This is a genomic window from Bacillus sp. NPDC094106, from assembly GCF_044764345.1.
Classification (GTDB): domain Bacteria; phylum Bacillota; class Bacilli; order Bacillales; family Bacillaceae_G; genus Bacillus_A.
In genome coordinates, this window is sequence record NZ_JBIWHY010000034.1 from 1 (window position 1) to 21,823 (window position 21,823).

Genomic DNA, 21,823 nt, shown 5'->3' on the forward strand with positions numbered 1-21,823 from the left:
CTTTTATTTTTCGTCATAGTAGATTCCCCTCAAATATATTAGTTGTAGTCTACTTGACCTTAATTTTTTTGTCTAGTTCAGTGTAGCCTATCCAAAATCTTATGAAAGTGGTTAGAGAGATTCAAGATGTGAAACGTACTATTGTGACAGCTCAGGAAGAAGTAGCGGGAGCGAGGTTGAAAAAGAAATCGTGGTGGGAGTTTTGGGGATGAACCATGTGAGGTGTATTGTTACGGAAGGTGTTTTTTATACTTTTATAAACTTATATTTTTATAAAAGTATAAGTTTATAAATCAATAATTTTAAGAGGATTAATTGTTTTTTTAATATTTTTCAATGCATAAGGTTATTAAGTCGAGGCACCAGAACCACTAATAATGATTAATGACATTAAATAGGCAAAAAAAGAGATTCTTATTAACGGGATGTCGGTCACTTTTCACAGATCGTTCTGAATGATAAAATCCAACAATCATTTTTTAAATTCTTCATTAAATTTCTTGTTTGCCATACGGACACTTCCTCCTTGAAATCCATTGTAAGGACTTAACTAAGTTGTGTCCATATGACTATACTAACTCCAATGGTTGATGTGTAAATTGATTAGAAATAAAATCTCTATAACGTTTATTATTGTTATATAGGTGTATATGTCTTCCCGTAGCAACAACTTTTCCGTCCTCAATAAATAGGATATTATCATCTCGCGACAACTCATCTAAATTGTGTGTGATCTTTATAACCGTTTTATCTTTAGTTAATTTCTCCATAGCTTGTGACACTAATTTTCGAGATTCTATATCTAAACTTGATGAAGGTTCATCTAATAAAATAATGTCTGGTTTTTTCAAAAATAATCGAGCTATATTAATGCGTTGTTTTTCTCCTCCGGATAATTTATCTCCACTTTCTCCAACATATGTATGCAAATCACGGTTCTGAGAATTCACAAAATTAGTTAGATTGGCTTCTTTAATAGCATTAACTAATTGTTCTTCTTCTATCTGTGTTCTATCGAGACCATACGTTAAGTTATCAAGTATAGTGCCACTAACTATAGGTGAATTTTGACTGACTATACCTATATTTCCCCTAATATCTAATGTATCCATATTATTTATATTTTCATCATCAAAAGTAATCATACCTGCATTAGGAAAATAAAATTTCTCCAATAAATTCATAACAGTTGTTTTCCCAGATCCAGATGGTCCAATTATTGTTAAAGTCTCACCTTTTTTTATATTAAAACTAACATTATCTAGGATTTTATTTCCCGAAATTTCTAATGAAACCAAATTGAATTTTAAAGTTTCATTAAATTGATAACATTTTTCCCCTGTAGATTCTCTGGTGTTAGAATCTAGTATAGTTTTTAGACTTTGAAATGATCCATTTGCTTTGCGATATTCACCAATGAAGTGACCAATTGTACCAATTGGATTTATCATTTGAACTGCATACATTATAAAAGCAATTAGTACACTTAAAGATAGTGTTCCATCAATTATTCGGTAAGACCCATAACCTGCTACAACTAGTAATCCAAAAATAAGTACTAAGTTAACTATAGGCGCCACAATAGCAAATAATTTACTTTCTTTTAAATTAGCTTTATACAGATTATTTATACATTCAAAAATACTTGATTCTTCAACTTTTTCCGCTTTAGAAGACTTTACCATTTTAATATTTTTAAAAGTTTCTTGTGTTTTAGATATAAATATTGATTTTTCTTTCTGTTGGCTATCCCCAACATTCTCCAATCTATTCATTAAAGGTAATATTGTTCCGAAAATAAATGGAGTTATTAGCAAAATAACTATTGTTAATTTCCAATCTAAAATTAAAGTTAAAACCAGAGCACCTATTACTAATATTAAACCGTTAACCACTCTAGGAATGTGAATAGATACTAACGCTTTTATAACTTCTGTATCATTAACTATTCTACTTGAAATCTCTCCACTATGATAATTATCAAAAAACGAAACATTATAATATAAAATTTCACTATATATATTTTTTTGCAAATCTCTAATAATAATATTACCAAATTTAGATATCATGTATTCATTTATGGCTTCTAATATTGACTTTAATATTAGAAAAACAATTACAATTAATATACTTATTATACTAATTGTACCCTTTTCAACATCACTCACTATATCTTTTATAAGAAGAGGAAATAGTAAAGATGCGCAAGTAAAAAGCATAGATACCGCAATAATAATAGATAAAAATATTTTTTTTCTTTTGTCATTTATCGCTAAAAGTAATATTTTATATACGTTCAAATAAATTCCACCTTATACAAAAATCTAAAGAAAAGCAATAAAGTTTGATTAGATATAAACTTTATTGCCTTACTCTCATTTGTAAATTTATTGACTATACTCTTTTAATGCTTTAAACTTACATTCTTAGCACGCAAACCAACTTGCATTACTACTACCTTTACATACGAAACTTTGATTTGATGCTGCTTTTAATTGAATATCTTTAGATACAGCTGCTTTTTGTAATGATAAAACTTTGTTCATTTTATTTGTCCCCTTATTCATTGGATTTTTAATTGTACCCTTTTTAATTCCTTAAACTTACATTCTTAGCACGCAAACCAACTTGCATTACTACTACCTTTACATACGTAGCTCTGATTTGATGCTGCTTTTAATTGAATATCTTTAGATACAGCTGCTTTTTGTAATGATAAAACTTTGTTCATTTTATTTGTCCCCTTATTCATTGGATTTTTAATTGTACCCTTTTTAATTCCTTAAACTTACATTCTTAGCACGCAAAATAACTTGCATTACTACTACCTTTACATACGTAGCTCCGATTTGATGCTGCTTTTAATTGAATATCTTTAGATACAGCTGCTTTTTGTAATGATAAAACTTTGTTCATTTTATTTGTCCCCTTATTCATTGGATTTTTAATTGTACCCTTTTTAATTCCTTAAACTTACATTCTTAGCACGCAAACCAACTTGCATTACTACTACCTTTACATACGTGGCTCCGATTTGATGCTGCTTTTAATTGAATATCTTTAGATACAGCTGCTTTTTGTAATGATAAAACTTTGTTCATTTTATTTGTCCCCTTATTCATTGGATTTTTAATTGTACCCCTTTTAATTCCTTAAACTTACATTCTTAACAGAAAAACCAACTAGTGTTACTTGATGGAGCACATCCATAACTAACCCCGGAATTTTTTGTTTTATCTTTTTTCTTTCCGACTACATTATCAATCTTTTGTAATGATAAGACTTTATGCATTGATCTCACCTCCTTTCCTAAATGTTTACAGTTTCTAATACTTTTGCTGATTCTAATACTTTTGCTAAATTAAGTATTGGAAGCCAAGAATAATTTTGAGAATCTAAAATATCTTGTAACACTAATAGCAATCCTGACGACCCAGAAAGTAAATCACCAGATACTCGGAAACATGAATCGCCTGGGGTATACAAATAATTATCTTTCTCTAAAAGGTGTAAATTTAAAATTTGGAGAGCTGACTTTGTCAAATCATTACTACCCTTGTAAAGATCTATTAAATTTGAAGTAGCTACTATACCTGCTGTTCCGTGAAATAAACCACAATTATAAAATGTCTTATCCCCCGCTATTTTTGAAATTCCTTCTATTTCTTTCGTCCATGGATTGGTTCTACTATGTATCTCTAACTCAATTATAGCTATTGCTAGTCCGCAACTACCACCTGCTAAGTATGGTAAAACTCTAAAGTCATCATCTATGTGATACACTCCATCTTCATCAAAGACCCCTAAAGATAAATCTTTCTCTAAAGTTTTTTGGGCTAATGATAACCATTTAGTGTTTTTAGTTTTTTTATATAGCGCAGAAAAGAACAATGATACACCTGACCAACTAGTGAATATACCTTTATCAACAATACCTTCATCAAATGGAATAATTGGAACATTTTCATATAATCTTTGCTCTAAAATATCAGCAATTTTCAAACACTTTTCAAAATAACAATCACTTTCCAACTCATAATCTAGTCCTAGAAAAGCAAGACCAATACCACTTAAACCAGTAGCTAACGAAACGTCTTTAAGATCTTCAAGTTCAATGATTGAATCAAATAATTCCATTGATTCTTGTTTATAACCTAATTGCCATAAAACTGTTGCAATTCCGGCCTTCCCCGTATATAATCCATTCTCTAGATTTATCAGGTCACTTATTTTTTGATTTTCAATCCACTTAACTACCGTATCATTTATTCCCCCTGTTTTATGCAATGCCATTGCGACACCGAAACCACCAGTTAGAACATTTAACTTTCCTGTGGCCATTTCAAATTGTCTTATATCGCCAGGTAATAATATCTCATTACTAGATAAATCTTTAAATATTCCATGTCTTAATTTCTTTATCATTGTTTTTAAATCAAACTCTTCATAAAATTGACCATTCGTTGACATTAATTCTTCCATAGGACGAGCGCCATATCGATCTGAGATAGACTGGATTTTTTGTACTATATTAAGTGCCTCTTTTCCAAATGTTTTCTCAATCCAAGAATTATGAATATTATCCATATTCGAAGAGATATCTGGAACAGTACCAATTGGAATAAATAATTGTCTTGCTATTCTCAATAATGCAAACCAGTCACATTGTTCTCTATTCATCGATAAATCTCCTACATATCCAGGAGTCATCAAACCAGGATTCACATCATCATTTGTACTAGCTGTTTCAAAATCAATTAATCTAACTTCTTCTTTTTCGTTCACTATTACATTAGAGGGTGATAAATCTCCCATTCCTACATTAAAACTATGAATTTCTTCCACTGCTTCAATCAACTGTGTTAATATATTCACACAAGATTTAGTATATGATTCATTATTCTTTGAAGAGGAGAAAGGGTAGCTGTGAACCATCCAAGAAGAAAGATCATCTCCTTCTATGTATTCTTCTAATAAGAAACTATGTTCCCAAGCTTCAAATGTATCTATTTTTTTTACAGGATATTTCGCTTTACTTAATTTATCAAGAATGTTACCTTCATTTATCACCCTAGAAAAGGCATCTCTATTTTGTGCATCAAGTCCCGTGTTTGGTCTACCTTCTTTTAAGACTACTTCATTATTCTCTTTGTCTACTGCTAAATATACGCCGCCACCATTGCTGAAATGTATTGCTTTTTTAATTTCCAATGTATCTAAAAGTGATGGCGAAATCTCACTATCCAAAAGCTTCTCCATTTCTTTAATCTCAGTAGGTTCATCTACAAAATCAGGGAGAGAATAGTAAGGAGTCCTTAAATCTTCTACTAATTCACCATCTAAATTTTCTATTGCGTAAATCTTTTGACCGTCTTTATAAAAATATCTTTCGGCAAAAGAACCATACCTAAAATAGACATTAGAATTAAACCATCTTTTATCATTTAATATATATGGACCCTTAGGTAAAGCAGATAAACTTTTTTCTAATAACCTTAATAATTCTATAAATTGCGGAATATTACTAGGATATATAGTTATAAATTTACCCGAAGAACCTCGATCACCATATTTTGAATCTTTCAAACTCAATTCATATAAACTTTTAACATATTTAAAGGATATATTACGTTCAATCATTAGGGGAGAAACAATATCTAGAGTTTCTTGAGCATTTTCTAAAGCTGAGCTTATATGAATTTTCCAGCCTTGCTTAGGTAAATTTTGTTTTTTATATAATATATTTATCCAGTGCTCGCCATCAATTACAATATATTTATCAGGAATATTCTCTACCTTCAATAATGACTCTTGATTTTTTTCTTTTGGATAAGTGTAATAATAGCTCCTATTACCAATGTATTTCATATATCTAAAGTCCATAGTATACACCTCAATAGTATTTTAAATAAAGGCACCCATGGTGCCTTTATTTATATAGATATACTTTTTGAAAAGTATATCTATTTTGAAAATTCATTATTTACCCAATACACACGCGAATGCGCTTACAGTGCTATTCTTTTTACACCAGACACTAACATTAGAGCCAGTTGTATCATTAGAATTCGCTGCTTTCATACGTTGTAAAGATAAAACGCTGTTTTTTGCCGTTTGCATTGACATTAGAATCACCTCCTTTTAAATTTTATTTATAATAATATTTTTATTCAATTCCACTCCATTAATACTAGATATATATATATCCTTTATCTCAGGCCCCCAAAAAGGCCCCCAAACTATCTTTTTATTTTGCTTAAATGATAAACTAGTATTTGAATTTTGATAAATAGCATTTTCATATTCTATTAGCCAGGGACCACCTGAACTTCCACTTTTTAAATTACCTCTAACACCTATCAAAGTAGAGTTATGTATAAAATCTTTAAATGAGGTACCTTCAATCACTTTCATTGAATTCCCCCCAAAAAATCTATTACGGATCGATGAAATATAAAACTTTTGTTCCTTTTGTAAATTAAAGACTGGCTGAACTAACTTATTCATTTCCATATCGAATGAATTTTTTAAAGTAAGAAAAGCTGTGTCATAATCCACTATTCCCTCATTAATCCATTCTTTTCGCATAAAGGCCCTATCTATTTCATATCGCTGTTTTTTACCGTTAATAAATACCATTCTTTCGGAATACGTTTTTGTATACCAATCATAAATACAATGGGCTGCTGTTACAATAATTGGAATTCCATTACCGTTAATTATCGCAGCATTACTAATCATTTTGTTTCCTTTTTTATAAAATTCCAACAAACCGGTACTCGTTTGGATTATTTCTTCTACTTTTTCCATATAACCACCATATTTTTAGTTATTTTGATCCCAGACCTACTTAACTATAAATTATTATGTCATGTATAATTCTGATTATTAGTATATTACATTTTATAAATTAACGTATTTTTCTATTAATCTCAATAATTTACTGTAAGCAGCCGCAATTTATATGTTTTTTGATTATTCTGGTTCTGGTGCAAAAAAATGGTAAATTAAACCGAAAGCAAGAATTCCTATTGTAATATTTATTTATACTGTTAATCCAAATAATTGGTGGATAAAGAGATTCTGATTTTGGACAAATTGATTTCTTATATCAATTTGTCCTTTTTTGACCATATACATCGCTTCTACACCACTTAAGATAGATACAGCCGTTTGGTACGATTTGAATCCCAACATAGAACGTATACGCTTCTTAATAAAGCGATGATCTTGTTCCACTATGTTATTTAGATATTTGAGTTGTCTAGTTTGGATGCCTTCGGGCATCTTTTTTTCTTTCTTCAATTTTTCAATTGCAATTGGGTAAGCTGGATTTTTATCCACTATAATCACACGCGGTTTCGAAACATGAAGAGACAGCAAAGCTTTATTGAAGAATCGCTTTGCAGCCTTATGATTTCTCGTTTTACTTAGATAAAAGTCAATGGTGTTTCCTTCAGAATCAACGGCACGATATAAATACATCCATTGTCCCTTTACTTTTATATATGATTCATCCACTCTCCATGAATCATTCGTTTGTTTAAGTTGACGTCGGATTCTTTTATCAAACTCCGGTCCATATTGATGAATCCAACGCATAATCGTGGTATGGGCCAAGGATAATCCTCGTTCCTCCATCATTTCCACCAAATCACGAAAACTGAGATTGTACCGCAGGTACCAACGTACCATTAACAAAATCATATCTGGTTGATAATGCTTCCATTTGAACAAATTTTCCTTTTTCATACCAATCACACACCTTTTTAGAGTAATAGTATCAGTATGTCGAAGATTTAAAGATTCATTGCACAAGCTTTAGAATTTTTGCGCCAGAACCAAGACATTTTCTCTTTTGCAAAAATCCTCTCTGATCTTAGATGTCTATTAGTTTTTCATAAAACTTATTCTCTTCAAATAAATAATGATAACGTCTAAACTCATTGTATTTAATATTAACCGCCGATAATCCAAATTAAAGTATTCATTATGACCCTTCCTCTTCATATTAATAGATTGTTGTTTTTTAAATTCATAAATTTTAATTTCGAAAATTCAAACTTTACTTACACTGTAATTTTATAGATAATATGTTAAAATTTATTATAATGTAAACTATATTCACACATAGGAGAAACAACTATGAATGATCAGAATTTCGGGAGTACTTTAAAGCGAATTAGAGAATCACGAGGCCTTAGTCAAACATATTTAGGTGCAGATATCGTTTCAAGGACTTCGATTTCAAAAATTGAAAATGGAAAACAAGAACCTACTATTTCAAATGCACAAAAATTAATTACGAGATTAGATTTAAATACTAATGAATTTTTTTATATTCAAAACGACTATAAATTAGATCCCAAAATGCAAATACTTTATGACTTTATGAACTTATCTGAAACGACACAAGATGAACCTATATCTAAAATTATTAATGAATGTAAAAATTATCTATCTAATACCTTTGATGTCGAAATAAATAGCATTTTAATAGTTTTAGAGTCCCTTCAAAATTTCGAAAAAGGATATGATTTAAGTACTATTTATGAAAATTTGAAACCAGTGTGGGAGCGATTATCAAAATTAGATGATTGGTTAATTATTGATTTATTTTTAATTAATAATATTCTTTACTTTTTTCCAATTGATACAGCATTTAATATGGCAATTCATACCTTAAAGACAATCGAAAGTAAATATCCACACTTGCTAAAATTAAAAAATGCTTTCTATCTCAATCTTTCTTTTCTATTTTTGCAAAAAAATTTGAAAGACCAAGCAACAGAATATTTACTTAAAAGCATTGAAATATGTAAAATTACTCACAGGTATGATTTACTTTTATTAGCTAAAATTAGATTGTCAATTTGTACTAAAAACCTTGAAAACATCGGGGAATTCTGTGAATTACTAACAGCAATTGAAGCAACAAATTTAGTACAAGGTGTGAAAAGGGAAGTAAAGTATTTTTTAAATGTAGATTTAAGTATTTAGATGATTTTTTATTCTAATGAGTTCTCAATGTAACCTCTTTAAAGCGCTGTTGTAACAAAGGGTAAAACCTATTGGGATGCTTTGTTGAACCTGATATAATACACTTTTATTAATAACATTAGGTTTAATTAGGGTCCTGCCGCATGCCCATCAACTTAAGAATTTAATAACGCCCCATGGCCATCAACCTAAGAATTTAATGATTCTGGTGCGAAAAAATAGTAAATTAAACCAAAAGTAAGAATTCCTATTGTAATATTTATTTATACTGTTAATCCAAATAATTGGTGGATAAAGAGATTCTGATTTTGGACAGATTGATTTCTTATATCAATTTGTCCTTTTTTGACCATATACATCGCTTCTACACCACTTAAGATAGATACAGCCGTTTGGTACGATTTGAATCCCAACATAGAACGTATACGCTTCTTAATAAAGCGATGATCTTGTTCCACTATGTTATTTAGATATTTGAGTTGTCTAGTTTGGATGCCTTCGGGCATCTTTTTTTCTTTCTTCAATTTTTCAATTGCAATTGGGTAAGCTGGATTTTTATCCACTATAATCACACGCGGTTTCGAAACATGAAGAGACAGCAAAGCTTTATTGAAGAATCGCTTTGCAGCCTTATGATTTCTCGTTTTACTTAGATAAAAGTCAATGGTGTTTCCTTCAGAATCAACGGCACGATATAAATACATCCATTGTCCCTTTACTTTTATATATGATTCATCCACTCTCCATGAATCATTCGTTTGTTTAAGTTGACGTCGGATTCTTTTATCAAACTCCGGTCCATATTGATGAATCCAACGCATAATCGTGGTATGGGCCAAGGATAATCCTCGTTCCTCCATCATTTCCACCAAATCACGAAAACTGAGATTGTACCGCAGGTACCAACGTACCATTAACAAAATCATATCTGGTTGATAATGCTTCCATTTGAATAGATTTTGTTTTTCCATACCAATCACATCCTTTTAGAGTAATAGTATCAGTATGTCCAAGATTTAAAGATTCATTGCACAAGCTTTAGAATTTTTGCACCAGAATCCTCTTTAGCTTGATGGTGATGAGGCGCCCCCCATATACAACTTTTTATTATTTACATATCATGGTATAATTTCAAGAGGTTGACAGCTAATCATCTATGTTCCACGCTAACGGGTTGGGAATGACAATTTATTCCCCTGCTGACGACTGACGAATTCGAAAATTTTTGGGGGTTGAGGTGATTTTATGAAAAAGAGAATTGGATTAAGTTTTATTCTATTTTCTGTTATCACATTATCTGGATGTTCATCTATAGCAGAAAAATCTTTGGAAGAAACTGGAAATGGAAGCATTAAATTATTAACACCAATGATTACAACAAAAGATAATCAATTAGAATTTATGACTGAGGGAATTGATGAAAATAAAGTGACCTTTATTTTTGTTGCCAATAAAAAAGTATTTGAACAAAAAATAAAAAATGATGAATCCTACAAACTTAACATTAAGGGCATCAAAGATGCTCATAGGACCGACTACAAGCCAAAAGTTCAACTTTTGCAAACTAAAGATGATACTGAAAATGGAGACATGGTAAACTTTAAACAAGTTAGATATACAGTTGAAAAGGATTAGTTTTATAGTTATTTAATTTCAATTTGATGAACAAAATACCAATTCATTTGTGAATTGGTATTTTGTTCTTTTTGGTGTACCGCCCCATCGCTATCAAGTTAAGAAATACATTCTTCCCCAAAACGAAAAAATGAACTAAATGTCCTATGGACAGCTATGAAAAGATGAAATTTTCGTTTTGGGGATACTTCAAAATCTTAGGTTGATGGATATGTGGCGGGACCCCATTACTCAATTTTTGTGGTTTTGTTAGTTCTTGCTTGAAGAAATTTTTAAGTTTCCCTGTTGTAGTAAAGCGGTTAACTTTGTTTTCTTTGGATAAATCAACTAGTCCATTTGTATTTCCTTGGTCTGGGTAACCAAAATAAACCACAGTTGTGACATAGGTAGGGAACTTTCCATTGTACTTGGGCATTTAAATATTCATTTAATGTGACGGCAGTTCTAGAGGCTTGGTCAGTTGGTTCTCCATATGAACGTACTTGACTAATGTTCTGTTTTGGAGGGGTTACCTTGTATGATTATTCTCTATTAGCTAACCGAATTATTTTGTGTGTAGATCTTCGTAGTTTTTATGCGTTAGTGAGTTGCATCAAATGAGTACATATTCTGCAAAATAATTTTTTAAATATCAAATGGCATTATATCTACAAAGGACTAATATTTTAATACTATTTTGTATTTTTTTTAGAATTTCTTTATACCTTTTATGACGTTTCAATGATTAGATCCGCGCACTATTCCCTAAAAAAAGCTCCGCTCGTTTGAGCGAAGCTACATCCAAAAATCATTTTCTTTTATATTTTTTCCTAGTCTTTTTAATCCTCTTGTAATTTGATTGATTGTTGAAAATTTCGGTATATATGTTTTATCGTTGCACAGCTTGGAAATTGTGCCCCTACTTAATTTAGCTGCTTTCTCTAATTCCCCTTGTGTAATTCCTTGTTTATCTAACCATCTTCCAAATTTACTACGTTTTTTACCCAGTCCAAACACCTTTACCACCTCAGGTATAGCTTGCCCTTTTCGTCATTTTTTTAAACGCAGGAAAAAAACTGACATAAAGACCAAACAGTACATAATACCTTTTACCATACCAAACCAAATACGAGTCACAGGTTATATCTGATAGCCTTTTAAAATTTCATTTTTCCTATTCCAAAAAGAATTCTCTCGCAGAACAATACTACAGACATTACGAGATTACTACTTTCAATGATTCATAGTCGTTCTTCCCTCTTCTAATCTTTAGGGACTGTTTTTATCAAAACATACAGAGAAGGTGGTGGAAACTTTGATATTTGAGTTAGTCAGTTCAGCTGCAGTCAGCGGTGTGATTCTTTTCTCGAAAATGCATCAAAAAGGTGCGACAAATGACGCTGCTAAAATCCAGAGAATTTGCGCAAACTGCGGATTAACAGTTAAAGAAGGAAAAGACACTAGGACCATTCAATTGCTTCGTAAAACAAGAAATGAGTGGGGAGTCGAGTACGCTTACAGGATTCCGCTCGGACTTAGTTTCTCCGATTTTGAGCAAAAGATGCAGCATTTAGAAGACGGGGGAAACCATAAGAGCGAGGTTTATGATTTTAAGCTATCAGACTTCAAATCTCTTCATTTGCGAAAAGATATCTTGAAACAAATAAAACATCATAAACAAGAAAAAATGTATTAGAAAGGAAAAGGAGCTTTCTTACGATGGGTTATTGAAGATACGAATATATGAGAAAGGGATTCCTAATTTCGTGAAATTCGAGGAAAACATGATGAAACAGTGTAGAGGATGGGAGGTTCCTATCGGTTTTACCAGGGATGGATTGATAAAACATGATTTCGATAAGATTGCACACATGATCTCAGCAGGGATGACAGATATGGGGAAGTCAAATGTATTGAAACTCATAATTACATCTCTTGTACGCAATCAATCTGAAAATACAAAGCTATTCCTTATTGATTTGAAGGGTGGTCTATCCTTCAACCGATACAGATTCCTAAACCAAGTCAAATCCTATGCAAAGAACCCCAACGAAGCCTTACAGACTCTAAGAGAATTGCAAAACAAACTGAATGATAGAAACGAATACCTATTAGAAAAAGGATTCGAAGATATAAAAGAAGCAGGTGATCAAACTAGGTACTTTGTACTTGTCGATGAAGCTGCCGACATAGCGTCATACCAGGAATGTAAAGACATCATTGTGGACATAGGAATACGTGGCTGGGCAGCAGGGTTTCGCTGGGTATATGCGACTCAATATCCGACGAATGAAGCCTTACCATCACAGCTTCGTCAAAATATCGGCGTGCGTATTTGTTTCAGGTTACAAACGGAAGCTGGGAGCCGTGCAGTATTGGATGAGGGCGGCGCAGGGTGTAAAGGATAGGGCAATATACCAAACCAATGAAAAGAGAGTCTTGCAAACGATTTACATCGATAACAAGAAAGTCGATAACATCAGCCACACATCAATATTAGAGCGAGGAAGGAGAATGCAAAAGTTAGCGAGGAAAGAAACAAGAACAGACAACATACTTTACAGCTTGAGGAAATTGGGATTCTTGACTAGGAAGCAAATCCAGGTACTTCATAATCTTGGCGAAGACAGAAATGCTTCCCGTGTTATGAAGGATCTCGAAGAATATGTATCTAGCTTCAGAGACTCCGAAAAAGTTTACTATCTCAATAAAGAAGGACGTGAACGTATTGGTTCTAAGAAGGTGCTCAAACGTTCTAATCAATTCAGACACTACATTATGAGGAATGATATCTATATTGCATATGGATGCCCTGGTACTTGGAAGCAGGAAGTCAGAATGAATGTAAAAGGTATCGTTTCTGTAATTGAAGATGCTTTATTCAGTGAAGACGGAAGATATCACATTTTAGAGATAGATCATGAGCAGAAAATGAGTGCAAACCGAGTGAAAATGCAGAAGTATCGCAAGCTAATCGATTGCAATTTATTTGATAAACCACTTAAGTTTACTTGGTATACGTGCACGGAATACCGCAGAAATCAATTGAAAAAGTTTTGCGAGGGATTGGATTGCAACATATTTACGGTTACAGATTTCCATTAAAACTGAGGAGATGGTCCATATGGCAACTGGGGCAATGAGCATCAAAGATTTTATGGATGGTAATTATGGAGCGAAGAGAAAATGGTGCTTGTTCAAAAAGAAAGCAAAAAAATATGCACCTGTGGCGGTGCGTATCAGTCTTGTGATCGGTAGTGCTATTATATTCAGCAATATTATAGATATTCCTCATGCGTTTGCTGCGGATCCCGGGAATGATGTTAATGAAGTATTTAAAGACGCTCAATCTATAGACGGCAAGTTTAAAAATTATATGGACGGCCAACTATACAACAGGATTGTGAATGCATTTGAACCGGTTATCTTTTTAATCAAAGTAGTATCCTATCCTATTGCATCCGTTGTAGCGCTATGTGGTGGATTGTTTATTATGGTTGGCAGTCAAGAGAGAGGATTTAACCTTATATCTCGTGCAGGGATAGGTTATATCGTCGTACAGATGATACCACTATTTATGAGATTGCTAAGGCAATATAATAATTTTCTTTACTACAATATTTACAATCTCTTCCATTTTATAATTTATTGTAGCTAATTTTTAAGTCTTTATCACGGTGCTTAGGACATCTAAACTTCATAAGTATATGAGAACGTATATATTCTTTTTCTAGTAATTGATAACCTCGTTTTTCAAAGGCTTCTTTGACATCTTCAAAAAGTAATTTTCTCCCCATAACACACCTCTTATATGTTGTAAATTTATTATAACAAATAAATTTCCTTCAAAAAAACACGTGAAATATAGTGAAAATATAATGTGTTTTTATTTGCAGGAATTAGTATGGTGCCATGGAATATTTTCTTTTAGGAGGTGTTATAGCGTTATGTCGGATATGAAAATCATTTATACCGCAAAAGACGTCTATAGTCGCTTGAAGGTGAGTGATAGCACACTAAGAAAATACGTTGAAGTACTCCAGCGAGAGTCCTACATCATTAAAAAGAATACACAAGGTAAGAGAGAATACACAGAAAACGACATTATGGTTATCGAGAAGTTAATTGAACTCAGCAAGCATGACGGTATGACGCTAGAAAAAGCAGCAAAGATGATTGCACAAAAGTTGGAAAGCATTAATCCGGATTTAGTTGCTAACGAAGAAGAATCTAAAGAAACAGGTCTAATACAATTCCACATTCAAGAACAGCTCCAACAACAATACAGCGTTATGACGAAGGAAATGAATCAGAGTATATTAGCGATGGAAGAACGATTAAATGAACAAGCAGTGCAAAGAAGCGAGGAAATCAAAGTAAGTATAGAACAACACAATGAACGAGTTGAAAAACGACTGGAAGCGCGAGACGAGACCCTTATGAAAACACTACGTGAGATCCAACAAGCTAAGAAATTAATGCAGGAATTTCGTGATGAAGCTGCAGCTGCAAAAGAGAAGAAAAAGCCGTGGTGGAGGTTTTGGTGAGGACAAGGAAGAAAAGCAGGAGTATTTGTTTTTCCTGCTTAAGATAAAAAGATAAAAAGATAAAAAGATAAAAAGATAAAAAGATAAAAAGATAAAAAGATAAAAAGATAAAAGGATACATTTATCTTTAGATACATAATAAAAAAGAAGTATCCTCAATGAAAAACAAGGACACTTCTTTTTCTTTATTTATTCTCTAACATCTCATAAAGACGCTTGTACATATCTTTATATCCTTTAGAATGTCGATTTGTTAGCTTGGTATCTACATAGTTTTCAACAAGCATATCAATGATATTGTTAATTGATGTTTTATCCATACCTTCTTGTTCTTGAATAAATGGTTTAAGGGTATTTAGCTTTAGCAAAACAGCTGGTGAAATTTTAGCTGTTTTAGATGGAACTAAACGTTGATCTGGTTTCTCTGGTGTCTGTATTTCCTTTTCCGTGTTAGTGCGATCGCTTTGAATAGTTAAATCTGAACTTTCAGTAATAGGTGTCGCAATTACTACAAAAGATTTACTTTTATTTTCCAAAGGTACCACTCCTATTTAGTAATCACTTAAAGCTATTTATTGTTAGATGTTATATTCTTTAAAATACGTTGCTCACGCTCAGTTAAATTATTAGCGATGTAGAACTCTAAAATTTCATCAATAAATTCGTAATTCTTCATACTCTTCATTGTACAAATAGTTTTAATTTTACTGAATGATTCAGGTGTTACTTTTATGTTCTTTCTATCTTGAGCTGTTAAAACTTTCTTATTTTGTACGTTGCTATTAGTTGTACTCTGAACATTTCTTTCTGTATTAGCAGATTGTGCTATCTTCGGTTCTTGCGGTGTTTCCCTTTTGATTAAAGCCACTTATGTCAATCCCCTTCCCTAACTTAGTTAGTTTATTTTCTACGAAATACTTAGGTGTATATCTATATCCCGGTTCAATATCTCCCTCAGTCTCGAAAAGGTGAATTCTTTCTTCTAATTCACAGAAAATATCACAGAATAAAGCTAGCATTCTTTTATCATGATGATCTTCAAATTGTAATCCAATTCGCGGATACCATTCTAAACGTGCGTGATTGTTAATAATCGTAGTAAATACATTTTCTTCACCAAAAGTAGCAATTGTACTTTTAACGATTTCTTTGTGTAAAGCACGTTTTTGTTGCAGTAATACAGGAAGTACTCCAGCAACTTGCATTTTTACGAGTGACCCAAAATCATCAACTAATGTTTGGATGTATTCAAAGATTAAACGTTGACTTCCTTCATATGAAAATTGTTGAGTTTCTTGAACAACAATAATATAGTCGCTTGCTACCATCGCATTATCCACTTTTAAATCTGTTGAAGGCGGAATATCGATGAATATGTAATCGTAGTTATACTTAATTTTTTCTAGCAATCTAGAAAGGTAAAAAGTTCTGTCCTCAATCGTATTGAAATTTTCGATTAAGAAGTCAGTGTATTTCCTCATATCATATCCGCATGGGATCATATCAAGGTTTTCATGGAGCTGCACAATACCTTCTGATAAGTCTCCATCTTCAAGACACTTCATTAATGTCTTTTGCATTTCGGTAATATTAAATGATTTTGCTAAGAACGTTGTACCGTTCCCTTGAAGGTCAGTATCAATAAATAAAACTTTCTTATTAAAGATTAAAGAAGCCACAAGAGATTCCATACACGAATCAGTTGTTTTTCCAACTCCACCTTTTTGTTGGGCGTTGATTATTACGCATCCTTTTTTCACAGGAATCGCTCCTTTTAAAATTGTAATATAATTGTAACAAAGGATAAATGTATCTTTTTATCTTTTTATTCTTAAATCGATAATAACATGAGCTTGTACAAAAAGTAAAAGGATAAATGTATCTTTTTTTATGTTTAATAGATTATCGTTGTTTTTCGTGTACAGTTCATTTGATTAAAATCCTGTAAAATCAACACTTATTAATGTATCTTTTTATCTTTTTATCTTTTTATCTTTGTATCTAAAGATACTCAACGTGCATAAATGTATCTTTTTATCTAAGGATAAATGTATCTTTTTATCCTTGTATCTTTTTGTCCTTCTTTTAAATGAATCAGATGAGATTAATCCACTTTTAGGGGCATTTACAAACAAAAAAGCTTGTTGTAACGTAATACACAACAAGCATCATTCTACAAAACAAAACATATTTTGATACTTTAAATAAATGAAGATCGATAGAGCAAAGTTACAAACAATTGAATATGAACAGAAAATAAAAAAGTCACTCCCATTTGCTATCGGCTACCAACCTTTAGCGGGAATGACTCAATTCTAGTAATTGCTACCAACACTTACTAGAGATAGCCTGTTTTACCAGACGGGATTTCGGTTTAAGTAGGGTACCACCACTAACTTAAACAATAATGCCTTTCACAGAGGCTTCTTTGATATACCCATTTTATCTATGATTTGACTAAAATTCAACTAGTAATTACTAGAATTGATTTTTCGTAGTCAAAAAGATATATAAAGGGCGTTATCTATACCTAGAAGTCTTGTAAATGTACAGGTCATTTAGGAATGGGTGATGCCTTTTTTTGTTTTCTATTCAACGTGGAATTGCCTGAAACCACGTTAAAAACTGATAAACCGTAATTACGTGCTGCTATATATAGCGGGAACGTGTTACGGCCTGGCTTGCTGTTGGTCGTGCAGGGGGTACAGAGTATACGCCTACAAAAACAGCACCCCTCACTGGATTCCTATTCATTCGGTGAGGGTAGGTGAGAACTACCTTTAAAGGTTCGGGTGGTAGCCATTAGCATTACGGTGCTAGGGAACACGTTCAGCTTGTCGCACAGGGATGGCTTTGTGTAGTGGACAAGTCTTAGGCAGAGGGCGTGTACGGTGAAAACTGTTAAGTGAATAGGGTCTATACATACGGATACCTTACAAGTGACCGCATGAAAAAAAAAGACGCTGATCCTTCCTACTTTGATTGATTATTTTTTATAATCTTTCAAAGTAGGGGATAAATCTGTCTTCCAGCCGTTTTCCTTAACCGTTCCCACATGATAAAAACCCTCAAAACCTTCAGTCAATACTAATTATCAAGAAAAGATGAAAAATATGAGATATTCCACTAACTAAAAATACCACTGGCTACGATAGTGATAGAAATAAGTAATTATCACTATCTAAGATGGAGGATAAGGGGTTCACGGTATAGAATCTTCCCTATTTCTAAAATTGGTTTTACACAATAGATATAGTACGTGAAATTATATCTGTTGATTATATTGGTCTTTGTGTAGCAATGGAACAGAATCACGCAACAAGCATTAGCGGACATCACAATATTTAAAATTAGTCTTTTATGTCCACTAATATATAAAATAACCCTTAAAATACATGGTATGTCAACACGAAATTAGACAATTTTTTTAAGGTGTTCCTGCCTGTACTGAACAGGACTCAAACAGCTCAGTGTTCTATGGATTCTAACATTATTAAATCAGTTTACGTAGTCGTTCAATTCTAAGGTCAATTCTTCTAAACTTGCGAAATGACGACCGCGAACGAACTCTGTTTTAAAGATTTTGTAGGGGCTCTTTCGGAAGATCTCTTTCACGAGTGGTGACAATTCATCTACTGTCTCTTGTGCTTATTTGGCTTCATAATAATACGTTGCTCTTGATAATTGTAGGACATTGCACATTGCTGATATCGAGTATTTATGTAGATTATTCTTCACTACTTTTACTTTCGTCCTAGTATCAGCGCTGCTTGCTTTAAAATATCATTTTCCATAAGAAGTTGTTTGTTTTGTTTTCTCAACGCTTCCAACTCTAGTTGTTCAGCGGTCTTATTATCTTTCTCTTTAAACGAGCCAGACGTATGATTTTGATTGATCCACCGATCCAATGATGATGGTGTTAATCCGTATTCTTTAATGATGTCTTTCCTTGGTTTACCATTTTGATACAGTTGAACCATTTGGTGCTTAAATTCCGCTGTAAAGGTTCTTCTTCCTTTTTTATTTTTCGTCATAGTAGATTCTCCTCAAACATATTAGTTGTAGTCTACTTGACCTTAATTTTTTTGTCTAGTTCAGTGTAGCCTATACACCTTCTTTATTTACTATAAACACTATAAAAAAATAGTATAGTTAAAGAGTCTTGAAAGAAATAAAAAAACGTATAACTTTACAATGAATACTGTAAAGTCATACGTAATGACTAGTTAAGATAATTAACGAAAATATACGCTAAGCAAATTCGACATAAAAAGAAGAGATGTATCATCATCTCTCCTAGTAATCACCAGCTCATTTTATTTTTTTCAGCATCTTTTTTTCTCATATCTTCTAACCATTTATACATGTTGATGTCTATAACATTTCCATAATAATAACCTTCAAAAAAAGATTTCTTCTTCATTAACCCTTTATTATGGTCATTCAGGTTATCATAATAAAGTTCAGTCACTACAATAGGTTCTGAAACCTCTTTATTAGCCTTACCACACATCTTCGATGCTTAATTAACTGCATCTCCCATTCACACAACATCATTTATTCCCGAACCATTATATCCAGCCTTAATCATGAGAACGCGTCCATACGCTAGTCCAAGTCCCGCTTTAATAGGTTTGTATCCTTTTTTTCTAACTTGTAATTTAGAATATTAATAAGAGTATTCATTTTAAATGCTATAGAAAACACTTCGTTAATATCAGATTTATAGGGTGTTTCAAACTTTCGAAAAAAGAAACAATCTTGCTTATCATTGACGTTACATGAGCTTAGCTTGATAGCGATGTGACGGTACCCCTAAATAATAAAGTGTACACTCAAATAGAACAAAGAAACTTCTTTCTATTCACCCATTATGTAGTTCTCGTAGCAGCCGAGGGCTACTATTATGATGCTAGCCAATCATAGAAAGGAACTTTACCTGTATATTTATGCTCTGAAAGTGACTGAGCTATAATATTTCTATCAAGCTTGTCTGTTTCTAGTTGTTTCTTTGCATTCTCTTTAATTCTACGAAACTCCAATTCTTCAATTTTATTAACTAAAGCCGTAATCAAATAATCCCTAAAGTTAGAGACTTTCCCTTGATTATATTTATCCATTATTTTTCGTAAAACAGATTTAAAACTTCTATCTGTTAATTCGTCTTTTGTAGCTTCCCTAAGAGTATTAACGATTAAATTTAATTGTTCTTCAGTTAGGGAAGGAGAAGAGAAGCTTCGCTTATCATCATCAAATTTCGCTATATCATTTATATATGTATTGGTATTTTCTTTTTTTGTATTTTTTCTTTGGTTATTTATATTGTACTGACTTTCCGGATTCGGGTTTTCCACATCCGGATTTTCAGGAAATGGCTCCCCGAACTCTATCCGAACCGTATAACCTTGTGTTTTTAGTTCTCCTACAGTTTCTTCGAACATTTCGGTTACATCTTCTTTTATCTGCCCGTAAATATAAATTTGTTGTATGAACTTACCTTTTTCTAAAACTTTAACACGAGCAGCATATTTGTTATGTATCAATTCTTTAAGTGCGTTATAGTGTGCATCACGTCCGTTTTTAGAACGTTTAATAATATCTAGCATGTTAACCTTCCAAACACCATCACGGTGCGAACAAAATTGAATTAAAAGGTATTTTGCCATTCCAGTAAGGTTACAATCATCTAGTAGTGCGTTTTCTACAACACTATGTCCTCGTTTTCTAGCATGTTTAAAAATATCGTTTGCCATCAAAAAAGCCTCCAATTTCCAATCCCGGCGAAAAAGAGTATAGGAAACTAGAGGTTTTGTATTTACGTTTTTTTCGAAGTATGATACTATCTCTATAGATAGTATTAATTGAATTACGTAATTTACAAAACCTCTGCTTCTTGAAGTTTTTAAATGGTGACTAGGCGACCAACCAAATGACCATCTAAAAACTACCGCCGGGGTTTTTAGTTTTTAGATAAAGTTAATTGTTTGAAAATCTATATATCTACTCTTCATCATAGCAGAAGAGTGACCAAAAAAGAAGAGAAATTGGGAAGCTTAACGAGGATTGGTAGATTCGTACTAGAATTAAATAATATTAACTCCTGATCCCTACACACTGTGTGGGGATTTTTTTATAAAGAAAAGAAACTCAAATGAGTGCCTATTTTCTTCATGGCTTTCTTACTTGGTACATGTGCTATGATATGCAATTTCTTTCCGGCACGGTTACTCCCTCTACCCCTAAAATCGGTCCCAATTTTATCTAAATGTACGATTTTCTTTTTTTTGATATAGTCAGTCTATTCATAAAATTCCTCTTCTTATCCAAACTATTGCTTGAATTTTTTATAGAATATTTATCCCTTAAATTATACTAATTTAAAAATGCAAAATTGCATACCAAAAATGCAAAATTGCATACCAAAAATGCAAAATTGCATACCAAAAATGCAAACCTAATAAACTCGGTTCTGGTGCAAGAAATCTATCATACTTGGACATACTGATGCTAGTACTCTAAAAGGATGTGATTGGTATGGAAAAACAAAATCTATTCAAATGGAAGCATTATCAACCTGATATGATTTTATTAACTATGAGATGGTACGTACCTACGGTGGGGTACAGCCGAGATACGTGTAAAAATAGGTCATAGGCTTACTT

General features: G+C 32.3%; 23 protein-coding genes and 4 pseudogenes. 8 read left to right on the forward strand and 19 right to left on the reverse strand.

What is annotated here, in order from left to right; genetic code table 11:
- Positions 1-95: 95 nt before the first annotated feature.
- Positions 96-212: pseudogene (locus ACIQ7L_RS27250) on the forward strand (DUF3967 domain-containing protein); the annotation flags it as partial.
- Between the two features lie 357 nt (positions 213-569).
- Here the strand turns inward: ACIQ7L_RS27250 and ACIQ7L_RS27255 are convergent.
- From ACIQ7L_RS27255 to ACIQ7L_RS27300, 10 genes are all read right to left on the reverse strand, one after another.
- On the reverse strand, positions 570-2,300 hold the full coding sequence (locus tag ACIQ7L_RS27255; protein ID WP_400573245.1) for an ABC transporter ATP-binding protein: 1,731 nt from the start codon (positions 2,298-2,300) through the stop codon (positions 570-572).
- A 126-nt stretch (positions 2,301-2,426) separates the two neighbouring features.
- The gene (locus ACIQ7L_RS27260) at positions 2,427-2,546 is read right to left on the reverse strand and encodes a class III lanthipeptide (protein ID WP_400573247.1); all 120 of its coding nucleotides are present in this window, start codon (positions 2,544-2,546) and stop codon (positions 2,427-2,429) included.
- A gap of 65 nt (positions 2,547-2,611) precedes the next feature.
- Positions 2,612-2,731, reverse strand: a complete 120-nt coding sequence (locus ACIQ7L_RS27265; RefSeq protein ID WP_400573249.1) for a class III lanthipeptide — start codon at positions 2,729-2,731, stop codon at positions 2,612-2,614.
- 65 nt (positions 2,732-2,796) lie between these two features.
- A complete protein-coding gene (locus tag ACIQ7L_RS27270; protein WP_400573251.1) occupies positions 2,797-2,916 on the reverse strand; it encodes a class III lanthipeptide in 120 nt (39 codons plus the stop codon).
- Positions 2,917-2,981: 65 nt separating this feature from the next.
- The gene (locus tag ACIQ7L_RS27275; protein WP_400573253.1) at positions 2,982-3,101 is read right to left on the reverse strand and encodes a class III lanthipeptide; all 120 of its coding nucleotides are present in this window, start codon (positions 3,099-3,101) and stop codon (positions 2,982-2,984) included.
- A gap of 65 nt (positions 3,102-3,166) precedes the next feature.
- The gene (locus ACIQ7L_RS27280) at positions 3,167-3,292 is read right to left on the reverse strand and encodes a class III lanthipeptide (protein WP_400573255.1); all 126 of its coding nucleotides are present in this window, start codon (positions 3,290-3,292) and stop codon (positions 3,167-3,169) included.
- A 17-nt stretch (positions 3,293-3,309) separates the two neighbouring features.
- Complete coding sequence (lanKC, locus tag ACIQ7L_RS27285; protein WP_400573257.1) at positions 3,310-5,883, reverse strand: class III lanthionine synthetase LanKC; 2,574 nt, start codon at positions 5,881-5,883, stop codon at positions 3,310-3,312.
- A gap of 96 nt (positions 5,884-5,979) precedes the next feature.
- Positions 5,980-6,126 carry a class III lanthipeptide gene (locus ACIQ7L_RS27290; RefSeq protein ID WP_400573259.1) on the reverse strand — a complete coding sequence of 49 codons (147 nt, stop codon included), beginning with the start codon at positions 6,124-6,126 and terminating at the stop codon, positions 5,980-5,982.
- A 15-nt stretch (positions 6,127-6,141) separates the two neighbouring features.
- Positions 6,142-6,810, reverse strand: a complete 669-nt coding sequence (locus ACIQ7L_RS27295; RefSeq protein WP_400573261.1) for a trypsin-like serine protease — start codon at positions 6,808-6,810, stop codon at positions 6,142-6,144.
- Between the two features lie 234 nt (positions 6,811-7,044).
- Positions 7,045-7,752: an IS6 family transposase gene (locus ACIQ7L_RS27300; protein ID WP_400573262.1), complete on the reverse strand. Its 708-nt coding sequence runs from the start codon at positions 7,750-7,752 to the stop codon at positions 7,045-7,047.
- A 393-nt stretch (positions 7,753-8,145) separates the two neighbouring features.
- On the opposite strand from ACIQ7L_RS27300, the gene ACIQ7L_RS27305 reads away from it, so the two are divergent.
- A complete protein-coding gene (locus ACIQ7L_RS27305) occupies positions 8,146-9,000 on the forward strand; it encodes a helix-turn-helix domain-containing protein (protein ID WP_400573264.1) in 855 nt (284 codons plus the stop codon).
- Positions 9,001-9,263: 263 nt separating this feature from the next.
- Here the strand turns inward: ACIQ7L_RS27305 and ACIQ7L_RS27310 are convergent, their stop codons facing one another.
- Positions 9,264-9,971: an IS6 family transposase gene (locus ACIQ7L_RS27310; RefSeq protein WP_400573266.1), complete on the reverse strand. Its 708-nt coding sequence runs from the start codon at positions 9,969-9,971 to the stop codon at positions 9,264-9,266.
- A gap of 274 nt (positions 9,972-10,245) precedes the next feature.
- Between ACIQ7L_RS27310 and ACIQ7L_RS27315 the strand changes: the two genes are divergently transcribed.
- The gene (locus ACIQ7L_RS27315; protein ID WP_400573268.1) at positions 10,246-10,635 is read left to right on the forward strand and encodes a hypothetical protein; all 390 of its coding nucleotides are present in this window, start codon (positions 10,246-10,248) and stop codon (positions 10,633-10,635) included.
- A 774-nt stretch (positions 10,636-11,409) separates the two neighbouring features.
- On the opposite strand, the gene ACIQ7L_RS27325 is transcribed toward ACIQ7L_RS27315, so the two are convergent.
- Entirely contained in the window at positions 11,410-11,631 is a 222-nt protein-coding gene (locus ACIQ7L_RS27325) for a helix-turn-helix domain-containing protein (protein WP_400573270.1), read from the reverse strand.
- Between the two features lie 298 nt (positions 11,632-11,929).
- On the opposite strand from ACIQ7L_RS27325, the pseudogene ACIQ7L_RS27330 reads away from it, so the two are divergent.
- The 3 genes and pseudogenes from ACIQ7L_RS27330 to ACIQ7L_RS27340 all read left to right on the forward strand — a co-directional run bounded on the left by ACIQ7L_RS27330 (position 11,930) and on the right by ACIQ7L_RS27340 (position 14,272).
- A pseudogene (locus ACIQ7L_RS27330) lies at positions 11,930-13,205 on the forward strand (FtsK/SpoIIIE domain-containing protein).
- Positions 13,198-13,719 (forward strand): replication-relaxation family protein, encoded by a 522-nt coding sequence (locus ACIQ7L_RS27335; RefSeq protein ID WP_400573271.1) that lies wholly within the window; start codon positions 13,198-13,200, stop codon positions 13,717-13,719. The pseudogene ACIQ7L_RS27330 and the gene ACIQ7L_RS27335 overlap by 8 nt, the downstream one beginning before the upstream one ends.
- 19 nt (positions 13,720-13,738) lie before the next feature.
- Entirely contained in the window at positions 13,739-14,272 is a 534-nt protein-coding gene (locus ACIQ7L_RS27340; RefSeq protein ID WP_400573273.1) for a hypothetical protein, read from the forward strand.
- Here the strand turns inward: ACIQ7L_RS27340 and ACIQ7L_RS27345 are convergent.
- Positions 14,253-14,411, reverse strand: coding sequence for a hypothetical protein (locus ACIQ7L_RS27345; RefSeq protein WP_400573275.1), 159 nt, complete (start codon positions 14,409-14,411; stop codon positions 14,253-14,255). The two genes, ACIQ7L_RS27340 and ACIQ7L_RS27345, sit on opposite strands and share 20 nt — an antisense overlap.
- Positions 14,412-14,561: 150 nt before the next feature.
- On the opposite strand from ACIQ7L_RS27345, the gene ACIQ7L_RS27350 reads away from it, so the two are divergent.
- On the forward strand, positions 14,562-15,161 hold the full coding sequence (locus ACIQ7L_RS27350; RefSeq protein WP_400573277.1) for a DUF3967 domain-containing protein: 600 nt from the start codon (positions 14,562-14,564) through the stop codon (positions 15,159-15,161).
- 185 nt (positions 15,162-15,346) lie between these two features.
- Here ACIQ7L_RS27350 and ACIQ7L_RS27355 read toward each other — a convergent pair whose 3' ends face one another.
- The 6 genes and pseudogenes from ACIQ7L_RS27355 to ACIQ7L_RS27380 all read right to left on the reverse strand — a co-directional run bounded on the left by ACIQ7L_RS27355 (position 15,347) and on the right by ACIQ7L_RS27380 (position 20,914).
- A complete protein-coding gene (locus ACIQ7L_RS27355) occupies positions 15,347-15,697 on the reverse strand; it encodes a hypothetical protein (RefSeq protein ID WP_400573279.1) in 351 nt (116 codons plus the stop codon).
- 32 nt (positions 15,698-15,729) lie between these two features.
- Complete coding sequence (locus ACIQ7L_RS27360) at positions 15,730-16,029, reverse strand: hypothetical protein (RefSeq protein WP_400573281.1); 300 nt, start codon at positions 16,027-16,029, stop codon at positions 15,730-15,732.
- On the reverse strand, positions 15,974-16,921 hold the full coding sequence (gene prgP, locus ACIQ7L_RS27365; protein WP_400573283.1) for a ParA superfamily DNA segregation protein PrgP: 948 nt from the start codon (positions 16,919-16,921) through the stop codon (positions 15,974-15,976). Before prgP ends, ACIQ7L_RS27360 begins: the two co-directional genes overlap by 56 nt.
- A gap of 1,738 nt (positions 16,922-18,659) precedes the next feature.
- Complete coding sequence (locus tag ACIQ7L_RS28205; RefSeq protein ID WP_483861816.1) at positions 18,660-18,776, reverse strand: IS3 family transposase; 117 nt, start codon at positions 18,774-18,776, stop codon at positions 18,660-18,662.
- Positions 18,777-18,812: 36 nt separating this feature from the next.
- Positions 18,813-19,195, reverse strand: a pseudogene (locus ACIQ7L_RS27375) (transposase); the annotation flags it as partial.
- 870 nt (positions 19,196-20,065) lie between these two features.
- Positions 20,066-20,914: a hypothetical protein gene (locus ACIQ7L_RS27380; protein WP_400573285.1), complete on the reverse strand. Its 849-nt coding sequence runs from the start codon at positions 20,912-20,914 to the stop codon at positions 20,066-20,068.
- 781 nt (positions 20,915-21,695) lie between these two features.
- Between ACIQ7L_RS27380 and ACIQ7L_RS27385 the strand changes: the two are divergent.
- A pseudogene (locus ACIQ7L_RS27385) lies at positions 21,696-21,770 on the forward strand (IS6 family transposase); the annotation flags it as partial.
- Positions 21,771-21,823: the final 53 nt, after the last annotated feature.